We start from the raw sequence: 14,643 nt of genomic DNA on the forward strand, positions 1-14,643 counted from the left end.
TTGACCGGGCGGTCCGGCCGGGGTCGTCCTCACCGACGATCCCGGCCGGACCGCCCGCCCCCCGTCCCCCCGGAAGGGAACAGCGTGACGAAGACCGCACAAGTCCGTGCCGAGGCACCTCCGTTCACTCTCGTGGCGACCCTGGCCGGGCTGTCCGCGCTCGGCCCGCTGTCGATCGACATGTACCTCCCCGCGCTGCCCGAGCTCGGCAGGGACCTCGGCGGCGGCGCATCCCTGATCCAGCTCACCCTCACCGCCTGCCTCGTCGGGCTCGCGCTCGGCCAGGCGGTGGCAGGCCCCGCCAGCGACCTGCTGGGACGGCGCCGGCTGCTGCTCGGCGGCGTCATCGGCTACACCGTGGCGTCGCTGCTGTGCGTCATCGCGCCGAACGTCTGGTTCCTGATCGCGTTCCGGCTGCTCCAGGGCGCCTCGGGCGGCACCGCGATCGTGATCGCCCGCGCCGTGGTTCGGGACCGCAACGAAGGGGCCGCGGCGGCCCGCTTCTTCGCCAGCCTCGTCCAGGTCAGCGCGCTCGCGCCGATCGTGGCGCCCCTGGCCGGCGGGGCGCTGCTCCAGATCATGCCCTGGCGCGGGCTGTTCGCAGTCATCACCGGGCTCGGCGCGGTGCTGGTCGTCGTCGTGTACCGCGGCATGCCCGAGACGCTGGCCCCCGAGGACCGGCGCGGGGACGGGCCCAAGGCCGTGCTCGTGACGTTCGGCAAGCTGGCCGCCGACCGGGCCTTCGCCGGCTACATGCTCACCGGCGGGCTGGCCTTCGCCGCGATGTTCACGTACATCTCCGGATCGCCGTTCGTGATCCAGGAGGTCTACGACCTGCCCCAGCTGGCGTTCGCCGGCATCTTCGCGGCGAACGGCGCGGGCATCGTCATCGCCGGCCGCGTCGGCGCCGAGCCGCTGGACCGGCACGGCTCCCGCCGGCTGCTCGGCATCGGTCTGACCATCGCCGCCGTCGGCAGTCTGACCGTGGTGAGCTCCCTGGCGGCCGGGCTCTGGACGCTGCTGCCCGGCCTCTTCCTGGTGGTCGCGCCGATCGGGCTCATCCTGCCGAACTCGATGGCCCTCGCACTGTCCGGCCGCCCCCCGCGGATGGCGGGCACCGCCTCCGCCCTCATGGGCCTGGCCCAGTTCGCCCTCGGCGGCATCGCCGCCCCGATGGCCGGCCTCGGCGGTTCCGACACCTCGGTCCCGATGGCCCTGGTCATCGCCGGCTTGAGCCTCTCCGCCCTCGCCGCCTTCCGGCTGACCCCGCGGCCGCCGATGACGGCCTGAACCCCTGGCCCGGTGAGCCTCGCCGACCGTTGCTGGAGATCGTCCGGCAACAAGCGGAACGCGTGGTGCGGAGTCAAGGGCCGCATTGCGCGGAAATCACGGCGGTCCAGGGTGAGTACGGCATCGCTGCGGTACTCGGCGGCCAGAGCCACGTTCACCGCGTCCGCGAGGTCCAGGTCCAGGTCGGCGTAGCGCCGTTGGACGGCTTGTGCCGTGCGCTAACGCATGTACTTTTCGTCCGATACGGAGTGTGAGCGGGTCAGCACTCGATGACGTTGACCGCCAGGCCCCCGCGCGCCGTCTCCTTGTACTTGACCTTCATGTCGGCGCCGGTCTCCTTCATGGTCTTGATGACCTTGTCGAGAGACACGTGGTGCCGGCCGTCGCCGCGCATGGCCATCTTGGCGGCCGTGATGGCCTTCACCGCGGCCATGCCGTTGCGCTCGATGCACGGGATCTGGACGAGGCCGCCGACCGGGTCGCAGGTGAGGCCGAGGTTGTGCTCCATGCCGATCTCGGCCGCGTTCTCGACCTGCTCGGGGGAGCCGCCCAGCACCTCGGCGAGGGCGCCGGCCGCCATCGAGCAGGCGGAGCCGACCTCGCCCTGGCAGCCGACCTCGGCGCCGGAGATGGAGGCGTTCTCCTTGAAGAGCATGCCGATCGCGCCGGCGGCGAGCAGGAAGCGGACGACGCCCTCCTCGTCCGCGCCGGGCACGAAGTTCATGTAGTAGTGCAGAACGGCCGGGATGATGCCGGCCGCGCCGTTGGTGGGCGCGGTGACGACGCGGCCGCCCGCGGCGTTCTCCTCGTTCACGGCCATCGCGTAGAGGGTGACCCACTCCATCGCGAGAGCGGCCGGGTTGCCCTCGGCGCGCAGCTGGCGGGCCGAGTTGGCGGCGCGGCGGCGGACCTTGAGGCCGCCGGGGAGTATGCCCTCGCGGGACATGCCGCGCGAGACGCACGCCTGCATGACGCCCCAGATCTCCAGCAGCCCGGTACGGATCTCGGCCTCGCTGCGCCAGGCCTTCTCGTTCTCCAGCATCAGGGCGGCGATCGACAGGCCGGTGTCGCGGGAGAGCCGCAGCAGTTCGTCGCCGGTGCGGAAGGGGTGGCGCAGCACGGTGTCGTCGAGCTTGATCCGGTCCTGGCCGACCGCGTCCTCGTCGACGACGAAGCCGCCGCCGACCGAGTAGTACGTCTTCTCCAGGAGGGGCGCGCCGTCCGCGTCGTAGGCGAAGAGCGTCATGCCGTTGGCGTGGTACGGCAGCGAGCGGCGGCGGTGCAGGATCAGCTGGGACGAGGCGTCGAAGGGGATCTCGTGGGCGCCGAGCAGGTTGAGGCGGCCGCTGGTGCGGATCCGCTCCACCTCGGCGTCGGCGGTCTCGACGTCGACCGTGCGGGGCGAGTGGCCCTCCAGGCCCAGCAGGACCGCCTTCGGGGTGCCGTGGCCGTGGCCGGTGGCGCCCAGCGAGCCGAAGAGCTCGGCGCGGACGGCGGCGGTGTGGGCGAGCAGGCCCTCGTTCTTGAGCCGGTGGGCGAAGATCCCGGCGGCACGCATGGGTCCGACGGTGTGCGAGCTGGACGGGCCGATACCGATCGAGAACAGGTCGAAGACCGAGATGGCCACGAGAAACTCCTTGGTTGCGCAGACGCCGTTGTCTGCCGGGTGGTGCGCGGGACAGGTGGTGCGGGAGGCATGGTGCGGGGCACCGGCTCACCTTCCAGTGTGCGCGGTGCCCCGACCTGACGCGTACGACGGTCCGATTACAGTCCGGGGTACAGCGGGTGCTTCGCCGCCAGTGCGGAGACGCGGGCGGACAGGCTCTTGGCCAGGTCCTCGTCGAAGTCCGGCTTCAGGACCTCGGCGATGATGTCGGCGACCTCGGTGAAGTCCTCGGTGCCGAAGCCGCGGGTGGCCAGCGCCGGGGTGCCGATCCGCAGGCCCGAGGTGACCATCGGGGGACGCGGGTCGTTCGGGATGGCGTTGCGGTTGACCGTGATGCCGACCTGGTGGAGCCGGTCCTCGGCCTGCTGCCCGTCGAGCTCGCTGCTGCGCAGGTCGACCAGGACCAGGTGCACGTCGGTGCCGCCGGACAGCACCGAGACGCCGACCTCGGTCAGGTCCGGCTGGACCAGCCGGTCGGCGAGGATCTTGGCGCCTTCGAGGGTACGGACCTGGCGGTCCTTGAACTCGTCGGTGGCCGCGGCCTTGAAGGCCACCGCCTTGGCCGCGATCACGTGCTCCAGCGGGCCGCCCTGCTGGCCGGGGAAGACCGCGGAGTTGATCTTCTTGGCGTACTCGGCCTTGGAGAGGATCACGCCACCGCGCGGGCCGCCCAGGGTCTTGTGGGTCGTGGTGGTGACCACGTCCGCGTACGGCACGGGCGAGGGGTGCAGCCCGGCCGCGACGAGGCCCGCGAAGTGGGCCATGTCGACCATCAGGAGGGCGCCGACCTCGTCCGCGATCCGGCGGAACTCGGCGAAGTCGAGCTGGCGGGGGTAGGCCGACCAGCCCGCGATGATCAGCTGCGGACGGTGCTCCCTGGCGAGGCGCTCGACCTCCTCCATGTCCACGAGGCTGGTCTTCTCGTCGACGTGGTAGGCCGCGACCTTGTAGAGCTTGCCGGAGAAGTTGATCTTCATGCCGTGGGTGAGGTGCCCACCGTGCGCCAGATCCAGGCCGAGGATGGTGTCGCCCGGCTTGATCAGGGCGAACATCGCGGCGGCGTTGGCCTGGGCGCCGGAGTGCGGCTGCACGTTCGCGGCCTCGGCGCCGAACAGCGCCTTGACCCGCTCGATGGCGAGCGTCTCGATGACGTCGACGTGCTCGCAGCCGCCGTAGTAGCGGCGGCCGGGGTAGCCCTCGGCGTACTTGTTGGTGAGGACCGAGCCCTGGGCCTCCAGGACGGCGACCGGCGCGAAGTTCTCCGACGCGATCATTTCGAGGGTGGACTGCTGACGGTGCAGCTCGGCGTCGACGGCGGCGGCGACGTCCGGGTCGAACTCATGAAGGGAGCTGTGCAGGAGCGACATGGGATCTTCCTGGTCGAGGTCGGTTTCGAGCTCCGGACCCGGGGGCCCGGATCGAGGTCCGGGAGGGATCAGCCGCCGGTGAAGGCGGAGTACTCCTCGGCGGAGAGCAGGTCCGAGGGCTCCTCCGTCGTCTTCACCTTGAACAGCCAGCCGCCCTCGAAGGGGGCCGAGTTGACGAGGGAGGGATCGTCGACGACGTCCTGGTTGACGTCCGTGACCTCGCCGGTTACCGGGGAGTACAGGTCGCTGACCGACTTGGTCGACTCCAGTTCGCCGCAGGTCTCGCCGGCGGTGACGACGGCTCCGACCTCCGGGAGCTGGACGAAGACGACGTCGCCGAGCGCGTCGGCGGCGTGTGAGGTGATGCCCACGGCGGACACTCCGGCCTCAGAGGCGGAGAGCCACTCGTGCTCCTTGCTGTAGCGCAGCTGCTGGGGGTTGCTCATAACGGAATTCTCCCGGATGTGAAGGGGTGCTCGCGCAGGGGTGGGCGGGTCGGTCAGCGCTGGCGCTTGTAGAAGGGCAGCGCAACCACCTTGTGCGGCTCTTGAGCGCCACGGATGTCGACGGCCACGCCCTCGGTGCCGGGCGTGGCGTGGGCCGCGTCGACGTAGGCGATGGCGATCGGCTGTCCGAGGGTCGGGGAGGGCGCACCGGAGGTGACCTCGCCGATCACGGCGCCGCCGGCGGCGGTGACCGCGAACCCGGCGCGCGGGACCCGGCGGCCCTCGGCGACCAGGCCGACCAGCTTGCGCGGCGGCTGCTCGGCGGCCCGCTCGGCGGCGGCGGTGAGCGCGGTGCGCCCGACGAAGTCGCCCGGCTTGTCGAACTTCACGACACGGCCGAGCCCGGCGTCGAACGGCGTGGTGGCGGTGGTCAGCTCATGCCCGTAGAGCGGCATGCCGGCCTCCAGGCGCAGCGTGTCGCGGCAGGACAGGCCGCACGGGATGAGGCCGACGCCGGCACCCGTCTCGGTGATCGCCTTCCACAGCGCCTCGGCGTGCTCGGGCGCCACGAAGAGCTCGAAGCCGTCCTCGCCGGTGTAGCCGGTACGGGCGATCAGCGCGGGGACGCCGGCGACGGTGCCGGGCAGGCCCGCGTAGTACTTGAGCCCGTCCAGGTCGGCGTCGGTCAGGCCCTTCATGATGCCGGGGGACTCGGGGCCCTGGACGGCGATCAGCGCGTACGCGTCGCGGTCGTCGCGGACCGTGGCGTCGAACGCCGCGGCGCGCTCGGTGACGGCGTCCAGGACGACCTGGGCGTTGCCGGCGTTCGCGACGACCATGTACTCGTCCTCGCCGAGGCGGTAGACGATCAGGTCGTCCACGATCCCGCCGTCCTCGGCGCAGATCATCGTGTAGCGGGCCCGGCCGACCGCGAGGGCCGAGATGTGGCCGACGAGCGCGTAGTCCAGCGCTTCGCCCGCCTGGGGACCGGTGACGGTGATCTCGCCCATGTGCGAGAGGTCGAACAGCCCGGCGCGGGTGCGGACGGCGGTGTGCTCGTCGCGCTCGCTGGCGTAGCGCAGCGGCATGTCCCAGCCGGCGAAGTCGGTCATCGTCGCGCCGAGCGCACGATGCAGGGCGTCGAGCGCGGTACGGCGCGGGGCGTCGGTGGGCGGCTGGCTCATCAGTCGGGCTCCCGGTGCAGGCGTGGCGAGACTCTCATGGCAATGACAAAGAATGACGAAACCCCGAAGGAAGGGGCCTCCCCATCTGTCATCGGAACCTGAGAGGTTCACCGCGGCCTGGTGGGGCCCCGGCTTGCACCTTGGGTGGGTCGGACCGTGAACGGGCCCGACCGCTTTTCAGATGTGCCTCGTCCGCGCGGTGACTGTGCCTGAGAGATTCAAGGGAGGACTTGCTCCTTCGGCGCCCTGCTCATGATGGCAGGGACTCTCCCGCGCGGCCTCGAACGGCCAGTATGCAAGTTGTGGCGCTCATCATTGCATGCGGCGGAAGCCACCGGGCCTCTGGGGAAACCCTTTGCTTGCCATTACCCTCTCTTTACTGACAGTGGCCGGGTTCCACCGGGGCCCGGTCGAGGCCGAGGCCGGCAGGCCGGCCTGGGGGAGGCGGGGGCTGTGCAGGGGGACGAGCGGTGGGCCGGGACGACGCTGCGCTACCCGGCTGGGGACGTGCTGGTCGTGTCGGGACTGCCGGGCAGCGGCAAGAGCACGCTCATGCGGCGCGCGGTCGACGAACGGGACGGCGCAGGGGATCCCGGAGGAGCGGTCCGCCGGATCGACTCGCAGGACGTACGCCTGCACTGGGAGGCGCTGATGCCGGCCCTGCTCCCGTACGCGGCGTACCGCCCGCTGGTACGGCTCGACCACTACGCGAGGCTGCGCCGGGCGCTGCGCACCGGCGCCAGCCTCGTCGTCCACGACTGCGGCTCGCTGGCCTGGGTGCGGCGCTGGCTGGCCCGGGACGCCCGGCGCCGCGGCCGGGGGCTGCACCTGCTGGTGCTGGACGTCCCGGAGGACGCCGCCCGCGCCGGCCAGCTCGCGCGCGGGCGGATGGTGTCCGGGTACGCCATGGCCCGGCACCGCAGGGCCGCCCGGCGGCTGGTGGCGCTGGCCGGGCCCGGCGGACGGCCCGACGGCTGTGTCTCCGCGCTGCTTCTGGACCGGCCCGCGGCGGGTGCGGTGCGGCGGATAGTCTTCGGCGGCGGCCGGGCCGGATCCGAGGCGTCACCGGTCGCCGTTACCGCGGATCAGGGCAGTTGCCAACCGGGTAACCGCTAGGGTTCCGGCAGGGCGGCAGACGTCGGGAACGGCGGTCGCCGGCCGCACGCAGCAGACACTCAGGCCCTATCCCGCGAGGCACAGCGCAGTGAACACGCAGCTTCCGCCGCCCCCGGCCACCGCTGGAGGCGCCCCCGGCCCGGCCGACGCATGGCCGGCCAACGAACTCGAAGCCGTCCTCGCAGCGAGCGTCGGCACTCCGGGTGTGAACGCCCGGCTCCTCGAAGTGCTCGGCCGCTCCCAGCTGTGGGTGCCGCTGCCCAACGGCGGCGGGCCCGGCAGCCGGGACCTGGACCTGCCGTCCTTCGAGATCGACGGCACCCTGTACATACCGGTGTTCAGTTCCGAGCACCAGTTCCTGCGGGCCGCCCAGGGGATGGCCTGCACCGTCGCACCGGCCCGCGAGTTCGCCCGCGGGCTGCCCCCGGAGGTCGGCATCGCCGTCAATCCGGGCGGGACGGCCGGGATCCCGCTGCCGCCCCCCGCCGTCCAGGACCTCTGCCGGTCCGACCGCGACCCGCGGTCGGCGACCGGCGGCCGGGTCCGGCTGTGGGAGCCCGAGCCGGACGACGAGCCGGTCGACTTCCTCGCCGCCGCCGCGGGCGAGTTCGCGGTCACCCCGGTGGTGCTCTCCGCGCGGCGCGCGGTGGCCAGCGTCGAGGGCGCGCCCCCGCAGCTGTTCGTCGGCGTCGAGCTGGACCGCTGGCAGGACGAGGACCGAGCCGCCGCGATGGACGCGCTGGGCCGCGCACTCGGCGCCGTACCGCTGCCGCTGCCGGTGCAGCTGGTCTTGCTGGACATCGCCCAGGACCCCGTCGGCGACTGGATGCTGGAGCGGGTCCGGCCCTTCTTCGGACGGGACTGAGCCCGTGCGCTGTCTGCGGGGGCGCACAACCTGGTTTGATGGCGGGCGGTGCACAGGCGTGCGCCGGACCCGGTGACACCGGTGACGGAGAGAAGGGGCGGACCCACGTGATCGCGGGCGCGCAAGGCGGTGCGGCGGCAGCCGGCCACGTCGAGCAGATGCTTCGGCAGGTGGCGCCCGGACGATTCGACGCCTACGAGGATCTGCTCGTGTCGCTGGCCGGCGGCCAGGTCTGGATGCTGCTGTGGCACGGCTCACCCGGATCCCCGGACGCCCAGTACGGGAACATGGAGATCGACGGCTACGGCTACGCGCCGGCCGTCACCTCCCCCCAGGAGCTCGCCACCAGCGGCTGGAACCGGGCCCATGAGATCGTCCAGGGCCGCGACATCGCGACCGCCCTGTTCCCCGAGCGCTGGGGACTGTGGCTGAATCCGCACGCCCCCGGCGGCGGCGTCGGCATCCCCTGGCTCGACCTGCGCCGGATCGCCACCGGCCTCGAACGGCTGCCCGCCGGACCGCTGCAGATCGGCGAGCCCGCCCTGCAGATCCCGCAGTTCTACGCCCTGCTCTCGCAGCACGCCCACCGGACGCCGGCCGTACGGTCGCTGCGCCGCGCCTGGGTGCAGCCCGCGCTGGGCGAGCCGTATCTCGCCATCGGCCTGGACATGTACGACTCCTCGCCACAGGCGGTGGAAGCGGTACGCCTGATGATGCAGCAGTCGATCAGCGGAGTGCCGGACGGGCTGGCCGTCTCCACGGTCGCCATGGCGGACGAGTACGACCCCGTCGCCATGTGGATGCGGATGAACGGCCAGCCCTTCTTCGACCGTGAGGCGCACGCCGCCTCGGGCCCGGCCCCCGCGGCCGCCTGGGGCTGGCCGCAGCAGGGCTGGCCGCAGGGCCAGGCGCCCCGCTAGGGGCCGGTCGAGGGTCCGCTACGCGCCGCTGAGCGCCCCGCCGATGAGGCCGAGCGGCGGGCTGCCGAGGTCCAGCAGCGCGCCGTGGAAGCGTTCCAGCGAGAAACCGGACCCCCAGTCGCGGCGGGCCCGCTCGCGCAGCCGCATGATCTCCAGCTTGCCCCAGGTGTAGCGCCCGTAGGCGGCGTCGAAGGTGCCGCGGCGGGCCTCGGAGGCGGCGCCGGCGCGGGCCAGGTGGGCATCGCGCATGAAGAGCTCGGTGGCCTCGTCGACCGTCATCGCGCCGGTGTGCAGACCGATGGCGCAGGACAGCCGGGTGACGCGTACCAGCGCCTCCAGGGCCACCCCGATGGCGAACCGCGGGTCGCGGGCCCGGAAGCCCTCTTCGAGGCAGACCTCCTCGACGTAGTGCGCCCAGCCCTCGCAGAAGGACAGCGAGTGCAGGACCCGCCGGACGGGCGTGGGCGCGCGGCGCAGTGAGCGCCCGTGCGCGAAGTGGCCGGGGGCGACCTCGTGCACGGTGATCGAGGGGAGGCTGGTGCGGCTGAAGACGGTCAGCCACTCCTCACGTTCGGAATCCGGCCAGTCCGGCTCCGGCGGGGTGACGTGGTACCAGGAGGCGGCGTCGGGTTCGCCGGGCGCGGCCCAGGACATCATCGCCATCGCCCAGCGGCGGGAGGGCGGTGCGGGGCCGACCAGGCAGTCGCCGTCGAGATGCGGCACCAGCCGCTTGGCCCGGGTGAACTCGATGACCTCCTCGGTCAGCCGGGCGGCCTCCGGGATGACGCCGTCGGCCGCCGGGTGGTCGGCGAGGAGCTCCGCGATCAGTTCGTCGACGTCGCGGTCCGGGTCGAGCGCGCGGCAGGACTCGGTCAGCAGCTCCGTCAGCCGGTCCCGTTCGCGGGCCGCCTCGTCCGCCAGCGCCGTCAGGTCGACGGGCAGGCCCTCCTGACTGCCCATCAGGGCGGCCAGTGCGGCGCCGCCGAGCCGTGGGTCGGGATCGCCCGTCTTCGCCGCCCGGGCCACATGCGCCACCAGCCGCTCGTGCGCGGGGAGCGCCGCGGCGGCCTCGGGGCCCTGGTCAGGGTGGAGTCCCGCGGCCAGCCCGCGTACGGCGCCGAGGAGCGCGCCCGCGACCGGGGCGCTCACCCGGTCGAGCGAGCTGATCGCGGCGTCCACCGCCTCCGGCCACTGCGCCAGGTGCTTGAGCCGGGCGGCGGCGCGCTCCTGCCGGGGGGCGTACTCGCGGTCGTAGGAGGCCAGTTCCAGGTTGGACAGATGGGGGTACGGGTCGCGGCGGTGCAGCTCCAGGTCGCCGTACTGCACCTTCAGCGCGTTCTCGAAGACGGACAGGTGCGCGTCGTCATGGCGCTCGCGCGCGCCGTGCGGGGCCGGGCGCCCGCGCCGCGCGTGCGCGAGGGCGGACAGTCCGCGCCGGACGCCGGCGGGTGACAAATCCTGCACCCGCCCGTCGTACTCGTGCAGACCGGCCATTTCCCGGACAGTGGGGATCATCAGGTCGCACACCGCATGCAGCCGATCATTCATGTGCCGACGTTACATCCGGCGCGAGCCCCATAACGGACGATGATTCACCAGATCACAGTTGCGCATCCATTCGTTGTGAGGTCTGGCGGGTGATCGCGGACTGGATGAAGACTCTCGCCGCAAGGGGCTCGCGGCCCCGGCGAACACCTGCTCCGCCTGCACCAACAGCACCGCCTGCACCGCCTGTTTTCCCTGCAATTGAGCATGGCACAGCACCAGCAGCACGACTGATGAGTGAAGAGTAAAGCCGCTACAGCGGCGGGCGCGCGCCGGTTATCCGCCGGCGAGAGGGGTCAGTTTCACCATGACCGCACCGATCGAGACCACTGCTGCACAGGCCGGGGCGCAGCCCGAAGCCATTCTCAGTGGGGTCAAGAAGAGTCAGATCGAGGGACGTTCCCTCGGCCAGATCGCCTGGCTGCGCTTCCGGCGCGACAAGGTGGCCGTGGCCGGCGGCATCGTCGTGATCCTCCTGGTGCTGCTGGCCGTGCTGGCGAAGCCGATCGAGTCGATCTTCGGCCTGGACCCCAACGCGTTCCATCAGGACCTCGTGGACCCGGTGCTCCTCGCGCCCAAGGGCGCCTGGGGCGGCATGAGTTGGGAACACCCGCTCGGGGTCGATCCACAGTTCGGCCGCGATCTGCTGGCCCGGGTGATCGAGGGATCATGGGTGTCGCTGCTCGTGGCGACCGGCGCGACGATCCTGTCCAACGTCATCGGTACGGTGCTCGGCGTCATCGCCGGCTACTACGGCGGCTGGGTCGACAGCGTGATCAGCCGCATGATGGACACCTTCCTGGCCTTTCCGCTGCTGCTCTTCGCGATCTCCATTTCGGCTTCGCTGCAGGACGGCGCGTTCGGACTGGACGGACTTCCGCTCCGCATCTGCGTACTGATCTTCGTCATCGGATTCTTCAACTGGCCCTACATGGGTCGAATTGTGCGCGGGCAGACCCTCAGCCTGCGTGAACGTGAGTTCGTGGAAGCCGCCCGCAGCCTGGGTGCCCGCGGTCCGTTCATTCTTTTCCGTGAGCTGCTCCCCAACCTTGTGGCGCCGATCCTCGTGTATTCGACGCTGCTGATTCCGACCAACATCATTTTCGAGGCCGCACTGAGCTTCCTCGGGGTCGGAATCGCCCCGCCGCAATCGTCCTGGGGCGGCATGCTCACCAGCGCGATCGATCTCTACGAGGCCGATCCGCAATACATGATCGTGCCCGGCCTGGCGATCTTCGTCACGGTCCTGGCATTCAACCTGCTGGGCGACGGGCTGCGCGACGCCCTCGATCCCCGCAGCAAGTGACCCCGCGGCGCGACCTTCCGCGCGCGGCTGTGTATCTCCACCGAACGAGGGGGCTTTCCTCGGCATGAACAGCAGAAAAGCGACAGCGGTGCTGGCGCTTGCCACGGCTCTGGCCTTGGGAGCGTCCGCTTGCAGCAGCAGCGACAAGACCACCGACAAGGGAACGGGGACGAGCGCGGGTACCGACGCCGCCCTCACCCAGGTCGTCAACAAGAGTGACAAGGCCGGTGGGACGGTCTCGTACGAGCACTCCGACGTGCCCGACTCGCTCGACCCGGGGAACACGTACTACGGCTGGGTGCAGAACTTCTCCCGGCTGTACGGCCGCACGCTGGTCACCTTCAAGCCCGCCGCGGGCGCCGAGGGCCTGCAGATCGTCCCGGACCTCGCCACCGGTCTCGGCAAGGCCAGCGCCGACGCCAAGACCTGGACCTACACGATCCGCAAGGACGTGAAGTACGAGGACGGCACCCTCGTCACCTCCAAGGACGTCAAGTACGCGATCGAGCGCAGCAACTTCGCGCCCGAGGCGCTGTCCAACGGCCCGACGTACTTCAAGGCGTACCTGGTCGGCGGCGACGCGTACAAGGGTCCCTACAAGGACAAGAGCCCCGGCGGGCTCGCGTCCATCGAGACCCCGGACGACTCGACGATCGTCTTCCACCTGAGCAAGCCCTTCGCGGACTTCGACTACCTGGCGACGTTCTCGCAGACCGCACCCGTGCCGCAGGCCAAGGACACCGGCGCCCAGTACGTGAAGCACATCATGTCGACGGGCCCGTACAAGTTCGAGTCCTACGACGACGGCAAGAGCGCCGTCCTGGTGCGCAACCCGATGTGGTCGAAGGCGATCGACCCGCTGCGTCCCGCGCTCCCGGACAAGATCACGATGAAGTTCAAGGTGAACGGCGTCACGATCGACAAGGACCTGCTGGCCGGCACCATCACGGTCGACGCCGCCGGCGCGGGTGTGCAGCCCGCGAGCCAGCCGTCGGTGCTGAGCGCGGCGAACAAGAAGAACACGGACAACTCGTACGCGGGAGCCACGTCCTACGTGGCGCTGAACGTGAACGTGAAGCCGTTCGACAACCCGGACTGCCGTAAGGCGGTCCAGTGGGCGATCGACAAGACCTCGGTGCAGACCGCCGCGGGCGGCAATGTGAAGGGCGACGTCGCCACCACGCTGCTGCCGCCGTCGGTCAACGGCTACAGCAAGTTCGACCTGTACCCGACCCCGGGCAACAAGGGCGACACCACGAAGGCCAAGGCCGCGTTGACCGCCTGCGGCCAGCCCGGCGGCTTCACCACCAACCTGTCGGCGCGTTCCGACCGGGCCTCCGAGATGGCGGCGGCGACGGCGATCCAGAACTCGCTGAAGGCTGTCGGCATCACGGTCAACATCAAGAGCTTCCCGGCCGGTAAGTACTTCTCCAACTTCGCGGGTGTCCCGGACTACGTCCACTCGCACGGCCTCGGCATGATGATGATGGCCTGGGGCGCCGACTGGCCGACCGGCTACGGCTTCCTCGACCAGATCATCGACGGCAGCGCCATCAAGCCCTCGGGCGGCAACAACCTGATGGAGCTGAACGACCCGACGATCAACAAGGCCCTGTCGGACGCCATCGCGAACACGGACAGCGCCGCCCGCACCAAGGCGTGGGGCGACATCGACAAGCTGACCATGGAGAACGCGTCCGTGGTGCCGCTGCTGTACCGCAAGAACCTGCTCTACCGGCCGCCGTCCGCGACCAATGTCACGGTCACGCAGGCCTTCCTGGGCATGTACGACTACCTGCTGATCAGCTCCTCCAAGTAATCGGAAGGCAGGTGAAGGCATCGGTGTCCGCCAGGCCGGGTGACCCCCGGCCCGGCGGGCCCGGCGCCGCACGGCTGTGACTGCGTACATCATTCGACGCGTGATCGCCGCTTTGCTGCTGCTGCTGGTCGTCAGCGCGGTCACATTCGCGATCTTCTTCCTTCTGCCGCGCCTCGGCGGGCAAACCACCACCCAGTTGGCCACCCAGTACGTCGGCAAGGACGCCAACCCCGAGAGCATCGCGGCGGTCAAGAAGAACCTCGGCTTCGACCTGCCGCTCTACGAGCAGTACTGGCACTTCATCAAGGCCATCGCCGTCGGGGCGAACTACAAGTTCGGCCCGGACGCGTCGGTCTGCCACGCGCCTTGCTTCGGCTACTCCTTCAAGAGCCACATCGAGGTGTGGCCCGAGCTGAAGTCCCGTATTCCGGTCACGTTGTCACTGGCCATCGGTGCCGCCGTGATCTGGGTGATCTCCGGGGTGGCCATCGGTGTGCTGTCGGCCCTCAAGCGCGGCTCGTTCTTCGACCGGTTGTCGATGGGTGTCGCGCTGGCCGGCGTCTCGCTGCCGACCTTCTTCACCGGAATGCTCGCGCTCGGCTTCTTCCAGTACAACTGGCACATCTGGGACAACGTCCAGTTCGTGCCCATCTCCGACGATCCGTTCCAGTGGGCCTGGAACCTGGTCCTGCCCTGGTGCAGCCTGGCCTTCCTCTACTCCGCCCTCTACGCGCGGCTCACCCGCGCCGGGATGCTGGAGACGATGGGCGAGGACTACATCCGCACCGCGCGGGCCAAGGGGCTGCGGGAGAGCAGGGTCGTCGCCAAACACGGGCTGCGGGCCGCGCTCACCCCGATCGTCACGATCTTCGGCATGGACTTCGGTCTGCTGATCGGCGGCGCCGTCATCACCGAGAACGTCTTCTCCTTCAAGGGGATCGGCGCCTACGCCGTCGACGGGATCAGGGACAACGACCTGCCCATCGTGCTCGGCGTGACCATGGTCGCGGCCTTCTTCATCATCATGTGCAGTCTCCTGGTGGACCTGCTGTACGCCGCTATCGACCCCAGGGTGAGGTACTCGTGAGCACCGCCGGCAGCGATCCGCTGCGGAAGGAC

The 14,643-nt window shown here is 70.7% G+C and carries 13 protein-coding genes, 1 pseudogene and 1 riboswitch; of the genes and pseudogenes, 7 read left to right on the forward strand and 7 right to left on the reverse strand.

The window, feature by feature from the left end:
- The first annotated feature begins 84 nt into the window (after positions 1-84).
- The gene (locus G3I60_RS27870) at positions 85-1,290 is read left to right on the forward strand and encodes a multidrug effflux MFS transporter (protein WP_343241970.1); all 1,206 of its coding nucleotides are present in this window, start codon (positions 85-87) and stop codon (positions 1,288-1,290) included.
- Between the two features lie 35 nt (positions 1,291-1,325).
- Here the strand turns inward: G3I60_RS27870 and G3I60_RS45735 are convergent.
- The 5 genes and pseudogenes from G3I60_RS45735 to gcvT all read right to left on the reverse strand — a co-directional run.
- A pseudogene (locus tag G3I60_RS45735) lies at positions 1,326-1,502 on the reverse strand (VapC toxin family PIN domain ribonuclease); the annotation flags it as partial.
- Positions 1,503-1,549: 47 nt separating this feature from the next.
- Complete coding sequence (locus G3I60_RS27880; RefSeq protein ID WP_164296640.1) at positions 1,550-2,917, reverse strand: L-serine ammonia-lyase; 1,368 nt, start codon at positions 2,915-2,917, stop codon at positions 1,550-1,552.
- 137 nt (positions 2,918-3,054) lie between these two features.
- Positions 3,055-4,323, reverse strand: coding sequence for a serine hydroxymethyltransferase (glyA, locus tag G3I60_RS27885; RefSeq protein WP_164296643.1), 1,269 nt, complete (start codon positions 4,321-4,323; stop codon positions 3,055-3,057).
- 68 nt (positions 4,324-4,391) lie between these two features.
- Complete coding sequence (gene gcvH / locus G3I60_RS27890) at positions 4,392-4,769, reverse strand: glycine cleavage system protein GcvH (protein ID WP_138354913.1); 378 nt, start codon at positions 4,767-4,769, stop codon at positions 4,392-4,394.
- A 53-nt stretch (positions 4,770-4,822) separates the two neighbouring features.
- Entirely contained in the window at positions 4,823-5,953 is a 1,131-nt protein-coding gene (gcvT, locus tag G3I60_RS27895; RefSeq protein WP_164296646.1) for a glycine cleavage system aminomethyltransferase GcvT, read from the reverse strand.
- Between the two features lie 187 nt (positions 5,954-6,140).
- Positions 6,141-6,236, reverse strand: a riboswitch (glycine riboswitch).
- A gap of 170 nt (positions 6,237-6,406) precedes the next feature.
- On the opposite strand from gcvT, the gene G3I60_RS27900 reads away from it, so the two are divergent.
- The 3 genes from G3I60_RS27900 to G3I60_RS27910 all read left to right on the forward strand — a co-directional run bounded on the left by G3I60_RS27900 (position 6,407) and on the right by G3I60_RS27910 (position 8,854).
- On the forward strand, positions 6,407-7,069 hold the full coding sequence (locus G3I60_RS27900) for an AAA family ATPase (protein ID WP_203674011.1): 663 nt from the start codon (positions 6,407-6,409) through the stop codon (positions 7,067-7,069).
- A gap of 88 nt (positions 7,070-7,157) precedes the next feature.
- The gene (locus G3I60_RS27905) at positions 7,158-7,934 is read left to right on the forward strand and encodes an enhanced serine sensitivity protein SseB (RefSeq protein WP_187145030.1); all 777 of its coding nucleotides are present in this window, start codon (positions 7,158-7,160) and stop codon (positions 7,932-7,934) included.
- A gap of 158 nt (positions 7,935-8,092) precedes the next feature.
- Positions 8,093-8,854 (forward strand): enhanced serine sensitivity protein SseB C-terminal domain-containing protein, encoded by a 762-nt coding sequence (locus G3I60_RS27910; protein ID WP_138354947.1) that lies wholly within the window; start codon positions 8,093-8,095, stop codon positions 8,852-8,854.
- Positions 8,855-8,872: 18 nt separating this feature from the next.
- On the opposite strand, the gene G3I60_RS27915 is transcribed toward G3I60_RS27910, so the two are convergent.
- Positions 8,873-10,402, reverse strand: coding sequence for a DUF885 family protein (locus G3I60_RS27915; protein WP_164296648.1), 1,530 nt, complete (start codon positions 10,400-10,402; stop codon positions 8,873-8,875).
- Positions 10,403-10,411: 9 nt separating this feature from the next.
- Positions 10,412-10,627: a hypothetical protein gene (locus G3I60_RS27920; RefSeq protein ID WP_138354917.1), complete on the reverse strand. Its 216-nt coding sequence runs from the start codon at positions 10,625-10,627 to the stop codon at positions 10,412-10,414.
- Between the two features lie 79 nt (positions 10,628-10,706).
- Here G3I60_RS27920 and G3I60_RS27925 point away from each other — a divergent pair, with 79 nt between their 5' ends.
- The 3 genes from G3I60_RS27925 (at position 10,707) to G3I60_RS27935 (ending at position 14,611) form a co-directional block, all read left to right on the forward strand.
- Positions 10,707-11,705, forward strand: coding sequence for an ABC transporter permease (locus G3I60_RS27925; protein WP_138354918.1), 999 nt, complete (start codon positions 10,707-10,709; stop codon positions 11,703-11,705).
- A gap of 64 nt (positions 11,706-11,769) precedes the next feature.
- Positions 11,770-13,524 carry an ABC transporter substrate-binding protein gene (locus G3I60_RS27930; protein ID WP_138354919.1) on the forward strand — a complete coding sequence of 585 codons (1,755 nt, stop codon included), beginning with the start codon at positions 11,770-11,772 and terminating at the stop codon, positions 13,522-13,524.
- 76 nt (positions 13,525-13,600) lie between these two features.
- The gene (locus G3I60_RS27935) at positions 13,601-14,611 is read left to right on the forward strand and encodes an ABC transporter permease (RefSeq protein ID WP_138354920.1); all 1,011 of its coding nucleotides are present in this window, start codon (positions 13,601-13,603) and stop codon (positions 14,609-14,611) included.
- Positions 14,612-14,643: the final 32 nt, after the last annotated feature.

This window comes from Streptomyces sp. SID13666, assembly GCF_010548325.1.
Classification (GTDB): domain Bacteria; phylum Actinomycetota; class Actinomycetes; order Streptomycetales; family Streptomycetaceae; genus Actinacidiphila; species Actinacidiphila fildesensis.